The 14,027-nt window shown below is 70.5% G+C and carries 15 protein-coding genes and 1 pseudogene; 13 read left to right on the top strand and 3 right to left on the bottom strand.

Translation table 11 applies throughout. The annotated features are described in order from the left end of the window. Together ABFO07_RS33770 and ABFO07_RS33765 are read right to left on the bottom strand one after the other, a co-directional pair. Positions 1 to 417 (bottom strand): type III secretion protein HrpB2, encoded by a 417-nt coding sequence (locus ABFO07_RS33770; RefSeq protein WP_059881452.1) that lies wholly within the window; start codon positions 415 to 417, stop codon positions 1 to 3. A 13-nt stretch (positions 418 to 430) separates the two neighbouring features. Then, on the bottom strand, positions 431 to 1,000 hold the full coding sequence (locus ABFO07_RS33765; RefSeq protein ID WP_060350666.1) for an HrpB1 family type III secretion system apparatus protein: 570 nt from the start codon (positions 998 to 1,000) through the stop codon (positions 431 to 433). 236 nt (positions 1,001 to 1,236) lie between these two features. On the opposite strand from ABFO07_RS33765, the gene sctU reads away from it, so the two are divergent. The 12 genes from sctU (at position 1,237) to ABFO07_RS33705 (ending at position 11,948) form a co-directional block, all read left to right on the top strand. Continuing rightward, complete coding sequence (sctU, locus tag ABFO07_RS33760; protein ID WP_124490484.1) at positions 1,237 to 2,322, top strand: type III secretion system export apparatus subunit SctU; 1,086 nt, start codon at positions 1,237 to 1,239, stop codon at positions 2,320 to 2,322. Further along, positions 2,319 to 4,391 carry a type III secretion system export apparatus subunit SctV gene (gene sctV, locus ABFO07_RS33755; protein WP_347469782.1) on the top strand — a complete coding sequence of 691 codons (2,073 nt, stop codon included), beginning with the start codon at positions 2,319 to 2,321 and terminating at the stop codon, positions 4,389 to 4,391. Before sctU ends, sctV begins: the two co-directional genes overlap by 4 nt. After that, entirely contained in the window at positions 4,388 to 4,999 is a 612-nt protein-coding gene (sctP, locus tag ABFO07_RS33750; protein WP_059810013.1) for a type III secretion system protein SctP, read from the top strand. The genes sctV and sctP overlap by 4 nt, the downstream gene beginning before the upstream one ends. Before the next feature lie 32 nt (positions 5,000 to 5,031). Beyond that, positions 5,032 to 6,210, top strand: a complete 1,179-nt coding sequence (sctQ, locus tag ABFO07_RS33745; RefSeq protein ID WP_347469781.1) for a type III secretion system cytoplasmic ring protein SctQ — start codon at positions 5,032 to 5,034, stop codon at positions 6,208 to 6,210. Then, positions 6,197 to 6,847, top strand: a complete 651-nt coding sequence (gene sctR, locus ABFO07_RS33740; protein WP_059557856.1) for a type III secretion system export apparatus subunit SctR — start codon at positions 6,197 to 6,199, stop codon at positions 6,845 to 6,847. The genes sctQ and sctR overlap by 14 nt, the downstream gene beginning before the upstream one ends. A gap of 39 nt (positions 6,848 to 6,886) precedes the next feature. Next, positions 6,887 to 7,150: a type III secretion system export apparatus subunit SctS gene (gene sctS, locus ABFO07_RS33735; RefSeq protein WP_059557854.1), complete on the top strand. Its 264-nt coding sequence runs from the start codon at positions 6,887 to 6,889 to the stop codon at positions 7,148 to 7,150. Beyond that, entirely contained in the window at positions 7,147 to 8,031 is an 885-nt protein-coding gene (locus ABFO07_RS33730) for a type III secretion system protein (protein WP_347469779.1), read from the top strand. Before sctS ends, ABFO07_RS33730 begins: the two co-directional genes overlap by 4 nt. Before the next feature lie 154 nt (positions 8,032 to 8,185). After that, a complete protein-coding gene (hrpD5, locus tag ABFO07_RS33725; protein WP_059993489.1) occupies positions 8,186 to 9,184 on the top strand; it encodes an HrpD5 family protein in 999 nt (332 codons plus the stop codon). A 13-nt stretch (positions 9,185 to 9,197) separates the two neighbouring features. After that, positions 9,198 to 9,449: a hypothetical protein gene (locus tag ABFO07_RS33720; RefSeq protein ID WP_059557848.1), complete on the top strand. Its 252-nt coding sequence runs from the start codon at positions 9,198 to 9,200 to the stop codon at positions 9,447 to 9,449. Positions 9,450 to 9,564: 115 nt separating this feature from the next. Then, positions 9,565 to 9,741 (top strand): hypothetical protein, encoded by a 177-nt coding sequence (locus ABFO07_RS33715; RefSeq protein WP_006762820.1) that lies wholly within the window; start codon positions 9,565 to 9,567, stop codon positions 9,739 to 9,741. Positions 9,742 to 9,831: 90 nt separating this feature from the next. After that, positions 9,832 to 10,287, top strand: coding sequence for a CesT family type III secretion system chaperone (locus ABFO07_RS33710; RefSeq protein WP_059810021.1), 456 nt, complete (start codon positions 9,832 to 9,834; stop codon positions 10,285 to 10,287). 224 nt (positions 10,288 to 10,511) lie between these two features. Further along, a complete protein-coding gene (locus ABFO07_RS33705; protein ID WP_059557843.1) occupies positions 10,512 to 11,948 on the top strand; it encodes a helix-turn-helix transcriptional regulator in 1,437 nt (478 codons plus the stop codon). Between the two features lie 58 nt (positions 11,949 to 12,006). Here ABFO07_RS33705 and ABFO07_RS34830 read toward each other — a convergent pair. Then, a pseudogene (locus ABFO07_RS34830) lies at positions 12,007 to 12,600 on the bottom strand (hypothetical protein); the annotation flags it as partial. 783 nt (positions 12,601 to 13,383) lie between these two features. Here ABFO07_RS34830 and ABFO07_RS33695 point away from each other — a divergent pair. Continuing rightward, positions 13,384 to 13,995, top strand: a complete 612-nt coding sequence (locus ABFO07_RS33695) for a GNAT family N-acetyltransferase (protein WP_059810026.1) — start codon at positions 13,384 to 13,386, stop codon at positions 13,993 to 13,995. Positions 13,996 to 14,027: the final 32 nt, after the last annotated feature.

Here is a 14,027-nt window from a genome sequence, read left to right as displayed (position 1 = left end):
CTATTGGTTCTTCATCAGCGAGCCGATCGCATCTTTCGTCGACGTGACGACGCCCATCTTCGCCTGCAGGTCGATCTGCATCGCGGTCGCCTCGGCCGACGCCTGGATCGACGCCGCGAACATCTGGTTCATCGACAGCTCGTCCGCGTGCTGGCTCAGGTACGCGGCGTTGTCGAGCGTCTGCCTGATCGCGGCGTCCGACGTCTCGACGAGCTTCGAGATCGCGCTGCCTTCCTGCGCGTGCGAGACGGGCGGCGTCGGCGTTGCGTTCGACATCAGCGCCTGGAAACGGCCGGCGACGTCGGGCGAAACCTCGGGCGGGACGTGGCTCGTGGCGCCGGCGGGCGCCGCCGCCGCGTCGGAGAAGGCGACGTCGAGCGCCCGGGTCAGGTCGGTCGGGGAAAGCGGGGCGGTCATGTCGGCCTCCTCGTCAAAGACGCAGATATTGCTGATGCGCGAACGCCGCCTGCGCGTCGAAGCCGCCGGCCGCGTTCGCGGGTGCGGCGCCGGTCGCATCGCCGTTCGCCGCGGCGGCCGATTCGGGCAATTCCCAGACGCCCGTGCGGTCCGCATGTTCCTTCGCGAGCATCACGTCGTGCTGCCGTTCGAGCGCACGCACCAGCGCGACCGCCTGAGCGGGGCTGCCGGCCGCCAGCACTTCGTCGGCGGCGATCCGCCATTCGGGGTCGCGCTTCAGTTGCAGCGCGAACGCGAGCAGCGCCTTGCCGTAGATCGCGTTGGTCGTGCCGTTCGCGATTTCCGCGAACACGCGCACCGCGTCGTCCCAGTTGCCGAGCGCAACGTGCAGCATGCCGTCGAACATGTCGGCGGCCGGCAGCTGCGGCGCGAGCACGCGCAGCGCGTCGATCAGCAGGCCGATGTCGTACGGATCGGCGGCCGGGCCGTCGAGCGCGCCGCCGAGCGCAAGGCTCGCGGCGTCGATCAGTTCGTTCAGCGCCGCTTGGCTGCATCGCAGGTAAGTCGGCCGGGATTCGTCCATGGTGTGCGCTCCGTGGCGCCGCGCGAGCGGCGCATGTCGTTGAGGGAAAGGCGTATGAGGCGCAAGGTAGCAGCGCGCCGCGGCCGGCCGGGCGCCGATGCGAAGCGTGCGCGCGCGGCGCGAAGCGGCGTCGTGCGCTTCGCGCCCGACGGCGCCGCTTCGGGTCGGCAAGCGCCTGCGCGTTCGTGCGCCGCTAACGTACGCGTCATGTCCGACTCTCGACAGGAACGGCGGCGATGGCCGAAGAGAAAACCGAAGAGCCTTCCGAGCGGAAGCTGAAGAAAGTTCGCGAGAAGGGCCAGGTCGCGAAGAGCAAGGACGTCGCCGACGCGGTGACGCTCGCGGCCGTGATCGGCGTGCTGAGCGCGGGCGAATCGTTGCTGTTGGGCGGCCTGACGCGCACGATCCGCACGGCGCTCGATTTCGTGAATGGCGATCGCACGCCGCAGGCAACGTTCTCGGCGCTGCACGACCTTGCCGCGAGCGCCGCGCTGACGATGCTGCCGTTCGTCGCCGCCGCGATCGTCGCGGGCATCGTGTCGCAGGCGCCGCAGGCGGGGTTCCTGATCACGCTCGAACCCGTGATGCCGAAGTTCGACGCGATCAACCCGATGGCGGGGATCAAGAAGATCTTCTCGATGAAGTCGCTGATCGAGCTCGTCAAGATGATCGTCAAGGCGATCGTGCTCGCGTGCGTGATCTGGAAGCTGATGACGTCGCTGTTCCCGCTGGTCGTCGCGAGCGTGTACGAGGCGACGCCGCAGTTGTCGCGCGTGCTGTGGACCGTGCTGATGAAGCTGCTCGGCGTGGTCGCGCTCGTCGTCACGGTGTTCGCGGCGGCCGACTACAAGCTCGCGCGCGTGATGTTCATCCGCGACAACCGGATGACGAAGGAAGAGACGAAGCGCGAGCACAAGGAGAGCGAAGGCGATCCGCACACGAAGGGCGAGCGCCGCCGGCTCGCGCGCGAGATCGCGACCAGCGCGCCGGCGCGGCAGAAGGTCGGGCAGGCGAACGTGCTGGTCGTCAACCCGACGCACTACGCGGTCGCGATCCGCTACGCGCCCGACGAGCATCCGCTGCCGCGGGTGATCGAGAAGGCCGTCGACGACGGCGCGCTCGCGCTGCGCCGCCACGCGCATGCGCAAGGCGTGCCGATCGTCGGCAACCCGCCCGTTGCGCGCGCGCTGTACCGCGTCGAGCGCGACGCGGCGATTCCCGAAGAACTGTTCGAGACGGTGGCCACGATCCTGCGCTGGGTCGAATCGGTCGCGGGCACGCGCGCCGAAGCCGCCGTCGCTCCCATCGCGAGGTCGTCATGACGCTGAAAACCCTCAAACTTCCCGCCGGCGGCGAGGTCGGCATCACGATGCTGATCGTCGCGATCGTCTCGCTGATGATCCTGCCGCTGCCGCCCGAAGTGATCGACGTGCTGCTCGGCATCAACATCGCGATCAGCGTCACGCTGCTGATGGTGACGATGTACGTCGGCAGCATCGTGTCGCTGTCGGTGTTTCCGTCGGTCCTGCTGTTCACGACGCTGTTCCGGCTGTCGCTGAACATCGCGTCGACGAAGTCGATCCTGCTGCACGCGAACGCGGGCGACATCATCGAAAGCTTCGGCGAGCTCGTCGTCGGCGGCAATCTGGTGGTGGGCCTCGTCGTGTTCCTGATCATCACGACCGTGCAGTTCATCGTGATCGCGAAGGGCTCGGAGCGGGTGGCCGAAGTCGGCGCGCGCTTCACGCTCGACGCGATGCCCGGCAAGCAGATGAGCATCGACGCGGACTTGCGCGCGAACATCCTGACGCCCGACGAGGCGCGCCGCAAGCGCGCGACGCTCGCGAAGGAGAGCCAGCTGCACGGCGGGATGGACGGCGCGATGAAGTTCGTGAAGGGCGACGCGATCGCGGGGCTCATCATCACGCTCGTCAACATCGTCGCGGGCATCGCGATCGGCGTGATGTACCACGGGATGACGGCCGGCGACGCGGCGAACCGCTTCTCGATCCTGTCGGTGGGCGACGCGATGGTGTCGCAGATTCCGTCGCTGCTGATCTCGGTGGCGGCCGGCGTGATGATCACGCGCGTCGCCGACGATCACGACGAAGGCGACGGCGCGTCGCTCGGCTCGGAGATCGCGAAGCAGCTCGGCGGCAGCCATCGCGCGCTGTATTTCGCGGCGGTGCTGCTGGTCGGCTTCGCCGCGGTGCCGGGTTTTCCGGCGATGCTGTTCGTGCTGCTGTCGGCGATGCTGGCGTTCGCCGGCTACCGGCTGCAGAAGGGCGCGCGCCGCACGACCGCGCGCGGCGAGCCGGTGATCGCGCTGCAGCGCGCGGGCGCGAAGAGCAGCACGCCGTCGATCCTGCCGCGCGCGCCGCTGTTCACCTGCGCGATCGGCGTGCGGGTGTCGCCGGATCTGGTCGCGCGGCTCGCGCCCGCCGCGCTCGATCGCGCGTTCGACGAGGAGCGCGCGAAGCTGCAGGAGGAGCAGGGGCTGCCGTTTCCGGGCATCACGCTGTGGACCACCGACGCGCTGCCCGACGCGACCTGCGAGATCCTGATGCGCGACGTGCCGCAGGCGCGGTTCGAACTGCCCGCCGACCAGACGATGCTGCCCGACGCGGCGTCGGACCCGGCGCTCGCCGGCCGCTGCACGAAGCGCGGGCCCGCGGGCGGCCTCGCCGAGAGCTACTGGATCGACGACAAGGCGGTGCCGGCCGGCGCGCGCGCGTGGCGCGCGGAGCAGGTGATCGCGCACGAGACGATCGCGCTGTTGCGGCGCAACGCGCACCTGTTCCTCGGCATCCAGGAAACCCAGTGGATTCTCGACCAGCTCGGCATCGACTATCCGGGGCTCGTCGCCGAAGTGCAGAAGGCGCTGCCGACGCAGCGGATCGCCGACGTGCTGCGCCGCCTGCTCGAAGAGCACATCCCGATCCGCAACGCGCGCGACATCATGGAGAGCCTCGTCGCGTGGGGGCCGAAGGAGAAGGACATGCTGATGCTCGCCGAATACGTGCGCGGCGACCTGTCGCGCTACCTCGCGTATCGCGCGTCGCGCGGCACGCGGCAACTGCCGGCCGTGCTGCTCGACCTGCCGGTCGAGCAGCATATCCGCCAGTCGATCAAGCAGACGCCCGCCGGCAACTTCCTCGCGCTGCCGCCCGAGCAGGTCCGCTATCTGGTCGACAGCGTCGCGTCGTTCGTCGGCGAGACGCCGCGCCACGACGTCGCGCTCGTCACGTCGATGGACGTGCGCCGCTACACGCGGCGGATGATCGAGGCGCGGCTCGGCTGGCTGCCGGTCTATTCGTACCAGGAGCTCGGCGACCAGGTCGAGCTGCAGCCGGTCGGCCGCGTGACGATGCCGTCGGCGGCGCCGGCATGAGCGCCGCCGACCTGAGGCCCGTGCGGATCATCGCGGGCGAGCCGGTGGCCGAAGCGGGCGGATCGCCGACGGCTGCGCGCGCGGCCCGGCGCGGCTTCGACTATGCGCAACTGCTGCGGCGCTCGCGCGTCGCGCCGGCCGGCGAACGCGCATCGGCCGGCGACGAGCGGTGGCGCGATGCATCGACGCCGTGGCGAGACGGCCCGCCGCCGTCGTTCGAGCGGGACCCGGACGCATTGCCGGACGCGCTCGGGCGCGAAGCGATGGCGCGCGCGTGCGCGGGTTCCGATGCGTTCGTCAATCAGGTGTTCGCGCAGCGCGAGCGGATGGTGCGCGTGGCCGAGACGCTCGCGGCCGAGATCGCCGCGCTGTGCGGCGACGACGCGGCGGGCCAGTGGGACATCAGCTTGCCGCTCGATGCGGCGCTGCTGCCGGACACGCTGCTGCATCTGGTTCTTTCGCGTTTCGACTTGCGGCTTCGGTTCGAGACGCCGGACGCGGCGACGCGGCACTTACTCTGCACGCATGGCGCGACGCTGCATGCGCGACTCGACACGCTGCTCGCGCATCACGGCACGCCGCGCACGATCGAGATCGACGTCGACTGAGCGCGCGCAACCGAACCCGACCAATCGCGACGATGGATACCGAGCCGATCGAACTGGAACCCGACACCGCGGCGCCGCGCGATATCGATGCAGCGCTGCCGCTGCCCGCATGCAGCGCGTTCGGCGCGGCGCTCGCGCGCATCGTCGCCGACGCGCGGCTCGCCGCGTGGCTCGCGCGCTTCCCGGCGATGTCCGGCTGGCGCGCGGCGCTGGACGAGCGGCCGCGCTTCGAGCGCCCCGGCGTGCTGGAGCTGCGGCTGAACGGCGCGACCGCGCGCGTCGCGATCGATCTCGCGGCGTTTCCGGCGCTCGACGTCGTGGCCGCACCGGCGCTCGACGCGCGCGGCGATGCCAGCGTGTCGCTGCGCACGGCGCTCGCGTCGGCCTTGCTCGCGCCGCTCGTCGCCGCGTTCGCGGCGGCGGGGCTAGACGGCGTGACGATCGGCGGGCTGCGCGCCGTGAATGCGGCGGCGCTCGACGCGGCCCGCTGCGTGCTGTCGTTCGCGCTCGACGGCGCGCCGATGCGCTGCGCGCTGCTCGATGCACAGATGCCGTGGCTCGACGCGCTCGCGGCCCGGCTGCGCGGCGAGCGGACACATGACGCCGCGGGCCTGCTCGCGCGCGTGCGCCTGCCCGGCCGGGTGCGGCTCGGCTCGCGCAGGCTGCCGCTCGCGGTGCTGCGCAGCCTGCGGCCGGGCGACGTGCTGCTGGATCTGGCGCCGGCCGCGCTCGGCGCCGCGCGGGCGGGCCCGCTGCACGCATGGTGGGGCGCGCGTCGCGCGACGCAATGGCATGCAACCGTTCTGATCGAGGGAACCACGATGACGATGATCGATACACCCGATACCGCCGACGATCTCGACGAGCCGATCGTCGCGGGCGACCTGCCGGCGGATTCGCCCGCAGATTCACGAGCCGATTCACAGGCCGATACGCCGGACGCCGATACGCCGGGCGCCGCGCCCGAGCGGGCGAGCCTCGGCGACGTCGACCTGCCCGTGCACGTCGAGATCGACACGCTGTCGCTGTCGATCGCCGAGCTGGCCGCGCTGCGGCCGGGCTACGTGCTCGAACTGCCGCTCGCCGCGCGCGACGTGCCGGTGCGGCTCGTCGCATACGGCCAGGCGATCGGCGGCGGCCGGCTCGTCGCGGTGGGCGCGCATCTCGGCGTGCGGATCGACCGGATGGCAGGCGACGATGGTTCAGTTTAACGACATCACCGGCCTGCTGATCGCCGTGCTCGTGATGAGCATGGTGCCGTTCATCGCGATGGTGGTCACGTCGTACGCGAAGATCGTCGTCGTGCTCGGCCTGCTGCGCAACGCGCTCGGCGTGCAGCAGGTGCCGCCGAACATGGTGCTGAACGGCATCGCGATCCTCGTGTCGCTGTACATCATGGCGCCGATCGGCTTCGCCGCGCAGCAGCAGCTGCAGGGGCAGGCGCTGTCGCCGCAGCCGACGCAGGCGATGCTGCAGGCGTTCGGCGCGGCGAAGGAGCCGTTCCGCCAGTTCCTCGCCGCGCACTCGCGCGAGCGCGAGAAGCGCTTCTTCCTGCGCTCCGCGTCGGTGGTCTGGCCGAAGGCCGCGGCCGCGCAGCTGCGCGAGGACGACCTGATCGTGCTCGCGCCCGCGTTCACGCTCGCGCAGATGACCGACGCGTTCCGCATCGGCTTCATCCTGTACATCGCGTTCATCATCGTCGATCTCGTGATCGCGAACGTGCTGATGTCGATGGGGATGAACCAGGTGCAGCCGACCAACGTCGCGATTCCGTTCAAGCTGATGCTGTTCGTCGTGATGGACGGCTGGTCGACGCTCGTGCACGGCCTCGTGCTGACCTATGCCTGAATCGCCATTCCCGTTTCCCGATCCCGAGGAGATTCATCGATGGACATCGACGACCTGATCCGGCTCACGTCGCAAGGCATGATGCTATGCCTCTACATCTCGCTGCCCGTCGTGCTCGTCGCGGCCGCATCCGGGCTCGCGATCTCGTTCCTGCAGGCGATCACGTCGCTGCAGGAGCAGAGCATCTCGTACGGCGTGAAGCTCGTCGCGGTGACGGTGACCGTCGCGGTCGCCGGGCCGTGGGCGGCCGCCGAGATCCTGCATTTCGCGCAGCAGCTTCTTTCCGCGGCGGTGCCGTCGTGAGCCGCGTGACGCATGCGAGTGCGCAGGCGATTCACGCGCCGAAGCCCGATCCGCGGCGACGCCGGCCGGTGCGCGCGCGCACCGCGACCACCTATGGCAAGTACGGCACGCGCTTCACTTATTCGAACGGCTATCAGGCGATCGCGCTCGCCGCGCGCAACCAGATGCTCGCGAAGCTCAAGCCGCGCCCGAAGACGGCCGCGGCGGGCTCGCGCCGGCGTCGCCGCGCCGAGAGCCAGGACGAATCGTTCGACGGCGGCGACGAATCGACGCTGCCGCACGCGCACGTCGCGCCGCATGACGAGCACGACCGGCATTCGGGCGGGCAGGGCGGCGGCGGGCAGCAGCGCGATCAGGACGAGCGCGACGGCGAACAGGGGACGGTCGCTGTGCTGCCGCGCGTGCGCATGGCGCGGGCGCGGCCCGCTTCCGCGCCCGCACCCGCGCAGCGCGCGCTGAGCGACATCGCCCGCACGCTCGCCGATGCGGCGCAGCGCGAGCATGCGCTGCGGCACCTGTGGGCCGACACGCTGCTCCAGCTCGGCCGGCGCGTCGATGCGCAGCCCGGCGCGCACGTCACGGCCGCGCTGCTGAATCACCAGGCGGATCTGCTCGCCGCGCGCCTGCGCAGCGGCCCGTTGACGCCGATCGGCTGGAGCGGCGTCAAGCAGGTGCTGCTCGACGCGATGCAAAGCGCGGGCGGCGCGCCGCGCGATGCGTCGGTCGCGCGCAGCGAGCGCGCGCGCACGCACTATCTGTTGCTGCCGCTGCTCGTGTTCAACGCGGAGCGCCCGTCGACGAACCCGCAGCTCGCACGCGCGATCGCGAGCGTCGAGACGCTGCGCGGCGGCGTGTCGGTCGCGCAGCGGCCGAATGCGTGAGCGTCGCGGCGCTTCGCAAATGCGGCGATGAATTCGCATGACGAAGCAACTGCGAGGCCGCATCGAACTATTCTGGCTACATGGACGAACGATGCAGTGCGATCGATTCGGCCGACGCAAGTGAACCGCACCACGCAACGTAAAGGAGCCACCGATGAAGCTGCTGCGAATCCTGACCGGGCTGCACGCCGGCGCGGAAATCGCGCTCGACGCGGGCGAGCACCGGATCGGCGCGGGCGAGGACGCGGAGATTCGCATCACCGACTGGCGCGACGGCGATCTGCTGCTGTCGATCGATGCGCAGGGCGTGACGTGCGCGCGGCGCGCGACGCCGGTGCCGCCGGAGACGGCCGCCGATCCGTTCGACGCGGACGGCTCGCCGCTGCTGATGCTCGACTTCGTGCCGGTGCCGTTCGGCGAGACCGCGCTTTGCGTCGGGCCGGCCGACGGCGCGTGGCCGGGCGATCTCGAACTGCTCGCGACGCTGTGGGCGCCGCCGCCCGGCGCCGATGCGGCGCGGCGCGGCGCGCAGCGCAAGCTCGCGGCGTGCGCGGCGGCAGGCGGCGCGCTCGTCGCCGGGCTGCTCGCGATGGGCGCGATGCTGGCGAGCGCGCATCCGGGTGCGCCGCCGCCGGTCGAGACCGCCGACGCGCTCGCGAACCGCCTGGGCGCGGCGCTCAAAGGCGCGGGCTACGCGGAGCTGCATGCCGCGCCGCGCGGCGCGATGGTCGCCGTCACCGGGATGGTCGCGACGCCCGCCGACGATCTGGCCGCGCGCAAGCTGCTCGACCGGCTCGCCGCGCACCGCGTCGAGCGCCAGTACGACGTCGCGCAGGACGATGCGCAGAGCATCGGCGAATCGCTCGGCGTGTCGGGCGCGACGGTCGCGTATGCGGGGCAGGGGCGCTTCCGGGTGTCGGGCGTCGTGCCGGACGTCGCGCGGCTGCGCGCGGCGGTCGAGCGGGTGCGCGCGGACGTCGGGCCGAACGTGCGGGCGATCGACGTCGATGCGCGCCAGTCCGGCGACGCGCCGGTGCCGGTTGCGTACTCGGGGATGCTCGAGATCGGCGATGTGCGCTACATCGAGACGCCGGACGGCGTGAAGCATGTGTTTGCGGGCGCGCCGGCTGACGGCGCGCCGGACCTCAACTGACAGGAGAAGCAGCATGTACGAAGCATTGGAACAGGCAGCGGACGCATGCGGGCCGCTCGAGCAGGCGCTTGGCGCACCCGACGCGGCAATGCGGATCGGCACGCTGCGCCAGGCGCTCGGCGAGACGGCCGAGCGGGTGAGCGCGGCCACCGCGCAGGCGGCGAGCGATTTCGATCGCGACGCGATGCAGAAGATCTATCGCGGGCTGCTGGCGGCGCAGCGGATCGTCGCGACGCTGCACGACGCGAACATGACGGCCGCATAGCGGCCACGGTTTCGCCGCGCGCTGCGCGGCAAAAAAGCGGCGAGTCGCCCGGTCGGGCGGCGGGCCGGATCTTTGTCAACGCGTGAACGAATCACGCACATTCAGGAGAGTAATCATGTCGGCATTGGTAGGCGGTGCGCTGGGCGAAATGACCAAGGACACGATGGCAGGCATCGCGTTTTCGAAAGCGGCGACGAAGCTGCAGCAGATGCAGGAAATGACGAAGGCGGAGAACGACGTGAAGAAGCAGGCGACGAAGATGGTCTCCGACGCGTCGAAGCCGGCGCAGTAAGCCGGTTGCCGTTCGGCATCGTGTTGTCCGGCCGGCGCGCGAGCGCCGGCTGGTTTCTTTTCGGCAGCCGGATACCGGGGTGGAACGGTCATGAGTTGGGAACGTTATGTGCAGGTCATCACGGAGGTGTGCGCGATCGTCGATCTGCCGGACGTCGAATACGTGCTCGAGACGCGCACGATCGACGTCGAGGGCTTCGATGTGCGCATCGAGTATTTCGACGAGGATCCCGAGTCGATGTACGTGAACTTCCATTTCGGGATCGTCAGCGCGGGCCGCACGCTCGCGGTGTACCGGCTGCTGCTCGAGGCGAACCTGCTGATCTATGCGCAGGACCAGGCGCAGCTCGGGATCGACGCGGATACGGGCAGCATCGTGCTGCTGATGCGGCTGCCGCTCACGCCGGACGTGACGGGCGAGACGGTCGCCAACCTGTTCGCGCACTACGCGGAGCACGGCCGCTACTGGCGGCAGAACATCATCGAATCGGGCGACGAGATGTTCGGCGGCATCGCGTCCGGCGAATACTTCTGGCTGCGGGTGTAGCGGCAAGCGCGTGGCGGCCGGCGCGCGCGAAGGGGAGACCCGACGGGCGAGCCCTACGGGTAGCCCAATCGTAACGGAACGTCACAAACTGCTGCGCGGATCCGGCGCGAACGAGACGATAGCGGCACGCATCCACGCGCTGCGCCCCGTACCAAGCGGCGGCACGGCGCGCGGATCGAGCCCGAACCCTTCGTATTCGAACCCGCTTGCCGAGAGGATCCGCCATGTTTTCGACACTCTATTTCGCCGCCGCCGCCGCGCTCGCCAATCCGTCGTCGACCGACGCCTATCCGGCGCGCGTGCTCGACGGCCGCTTCGCCGACGCGGCCGCGCTCGTCGCCGCGCGCTGCGAAGCCGAGCCGGGCGATGCGGCCGCCGACGTGCGCGATGTTCACGCGTACGCGGACATCCAGCTCGTGCTCGGCCGTTTCGAGGAAGCCGAGGAAACGTTCCGCCGCGCGCAGAAGCTGCTGCGCGATTCGCGCGACCAGACGCGCGTGATGACCTGCCGCAACGCGAGCTGGCAGGCATTCTTCCAGAACCGCTTCGGCGTCGCGCAGGCGGGCTTCCGGCGGATTGCCGACGATCGTGCGGCGAGCGCCGCGCAGAAGCTCGAGAGCCTCGTCGGCGAGTGCGTCGTCATGCATCATCTCGGCCGCGCCGAGGACGCGATGGCGGCGCTCGACGTGCTCGACGCCGCCGCCCGCGACGCCGATCCGCGCTGGCAGCCGCTCGCGGGCGCGCTGCGCGCGGACTTGCTGCTGCAATACCGGATCGGCCGCGCCGATGCGCTCGGCGACCATGTCTACTGGCGCTCCGCGCTCGCCGATATGCCGTTGTCGGCGTTCGCGGAAACCGCTGCGCCGGCGGTGGGCGCCGATGCGCTGCCGCTGCTGCGGATGCGCGTCGACTACCTGCGGCAGGCGTGCGCGCTCGCATCCGGCGACCACGCGGCGCTCGCGCAGATCGACGCGCACGTGAGCTGGTGCGCAAAGGCCGGGCTCGTCGATTACCAGCGCAGCGTGCGCCTGGAAGTCGCGCTCGCGGCGCTCGCCGGCCAGGCGCCGAACGTCGCGGACACGATGATCGCGCCGTATCGCGACGCGGCCGGGCGCTGCGGCTCGCACGTGCGCTGGACGCTCGACTACCTGTATTGCGCGGCGAAGGTGCGCGAGCAGCAGGGGCGGATTCGCGAATCGTCGTCGCTGTATGCGCGTTATGCGCTCGCATCGGTGCGGCACGTGCGCTCGGACGGCGCGGCGCTGGCGCCCGCGCTCGCGATCGCGCGCTGCGGCACGCAGGCGGCCGCGCCGAGCGACGACGTCAGCGCGCGGCTGCCCGGCAAGTACCGGCGCGCGTATCGCTACCTGATGGAGCGGCTCGACCAGCGCGACCTGTCGGTGCGGGAGATCGCCGCGCACATCGACGTGACCGAGCGCGCGCTGCAGGCGGCATTCAAGACCTATCTCGGGCTGTCGCCGAGCGAGCTGATCCGGCGCCAGCGGATGGAGCGGATTCGTGGCGAGCTGCTGTCCGATGCGCCGGGCGCGGCGAGCGTGCTGGAGGTCGCGAGCCGCTGGGGTATCCAGCATCGGTCGACGCTCGTCAACGGCTATCGGCGCATGTTCGACGAAGCGCCGTCGCAGACGGCCGGCCGTTGAACACGCGGGCGGCGATGCATGACGCGTCGCCGCATCGCTTCGGTGTCGCGGGCACGCATTACGACGACACCGCCTTCCTGATCATGTCGATCAGCTTCATCCTGAAGCTGTTGACCATCTCCGCCACCGCCAGCAGCTGTTTCGCGAAGCCGACTGCGCGCTGCATCTCGATCGCCTGCCGGGTCTCGTGCTCGATCTGCTGGGGGCTCGGCATGCCGGATGCGGCGAATGCCGGCGTACCAGGGGCGCCGTGCGATCCGTGCGCGGCCCCGAACGGCGCCGGTTGCGCGTGTGCGGGGCCGGTTGCCTGCGGCGCGTCGCTCAGATCGATGAGATGGCCTTCCTGTGCGTGGGTGGGATGCAGCGCGGTCGGTTGCAGAACCGGATGATGCGCGACTGCCTGCAATTCGTCGGGTGTCGCTTCGAGCAACGATGGCGGTGTTCCGACGGGCTTGGGCGTCGGAGGCGCGTCGCTCAGGTCGATGAGGTTGCCTTCGTGTGTGGGCGCTGAATGAAGCACGGTCGGCTGCAGAACCGGATGATGCGCGACCGCCTGCAATTCGTCGGGTGTCGCTTCGAGCAGTGACGGCGGTGTTCCGGCGGGCTTGGGCGTCGGAGGCGGGTCGCTCAGGTCGATGAGGTTGCTTTCGTGTGTGGGCGTCGAATGAAGCGCGGTCGGCTGCAGAACCGGATGATGCGCGACCGCCTGCAATTCATCGGGTGTCGCTTCGAGCAGTGACGGCGGTGTTCCGACGGGCTTCGGCGTCGAAGGCGGATCGCTCAGGTCGATGAGGTTGCCTTCGTACGAGGGCGCCGAATGAAGCACGGCCGGCTGCAGAACCGGAATATGTGCGACCGCCTGCAATTCGGCGGGCGTGGCTTCGAGCAGCGACGCCTGCTTGTCGGCGGGCTTCGGCGGCGATTGGGCTTTTGACGCATCGGAACGGACCGCCGCCGATGACGACTGGCTGGACGGCACGGCGCCGCGCTTGTGCGACATGCGCGCCCGCTGCACCGGATTGCCCGACGACGTCAGCCCCGGCGGCTTGGCGCGGATCGCGTTGCTCCGCTTGAGCGTGACCGCGCTGTTCGCGCCTCCGGACAGGCCGGCGCGGTCGGCTTGACCCGCGTTCGTGGTGGTCGGTACGGACCGGGCGTCGGTTCGAATCACGATACGGCTCCTGTAGAAATGCGTGTGCCGCATGTCCCGTCGAGCGACGGGCAGGGTCGGCGCACGGTGGCACTGTACGGGGTCGGTGCGCCGCGGGCGGCCGCGGCGCGAAGCGGCGCACCCGCGCGCGAACGTCGCGAACGTCGTCGGCGCGGCGCGCACGATCGCGATTCGCGCCCGTCACCGCGTCTTCGCATGCACGCGGCGCACCCGCGCGCCGGCGCCCGACAATCGACGCGTCCCTTCCCTGAACCGGAGCCCCCGATGAACGCCATCCGTCCGCCCGAGCTGATCGAAACCGATCGCCTTCACCTGCGCCCGCTCACCGACGACGACGCCCCCGAGGCCTTCGACGCGCTGTTCGGCGATCCGGCGACGACGCTCGATCTGCCCTGGCCGACGCATCGCAGCGTCGATGAAACCCGTGCAAGCATCGCCCGTCTCGCCGACGGCTGGCGCAGCGGCGCGTTCTTCTGCTGGGGGCTGTTCGAGAAGCGCGACGGACGCCTGATCGGCACGCTCGAGCTGCACGGCCGTTTGCCGCGCATGGAAATCGGCCTCGTGACGAGCTTCGCGCCGGGGCGGGTGCGTACGCGGGCATGGTCGGAGATGCTGCGCAGCTTCCTCGACTGGCTGATCGCACAGCCCGGCGTTTACCGGATCGAGGCGTTCTGCTCGGTGACGGGCCGCGCCGCGCCGTTCATGCCGAAGCTCGGCTTCGTTCGCGAGGGCGTCGTGCGGAACTATGAGGCGCGTCCGAATCTCGGGATGAGCGCGGGCGACAGCTATCTGTTCGCGATCACGAAGGCGCCGATGCCGTTGGGCGAGGGCGCGGCGGCGCACGACGCGCAGGCGTCGGAGAAGCGTGCGGCGTGAGCAGCCGGCGGCTCGGGCGGGCACCCTCGAAC

The sequence above is a fragment of the Burkholderia stagnalis genome, assembly GCF_039848545.1.
Lineage (GTDB): Bacteria > Pseudomonadota > Gammaproteobacteria > Burkholderiales > Burkholderiaceae > Burkholderia > Burkholderia stagnalis.
This window is presented reverse-complemented; position numbering and strand designations above follow the sequence as displayed.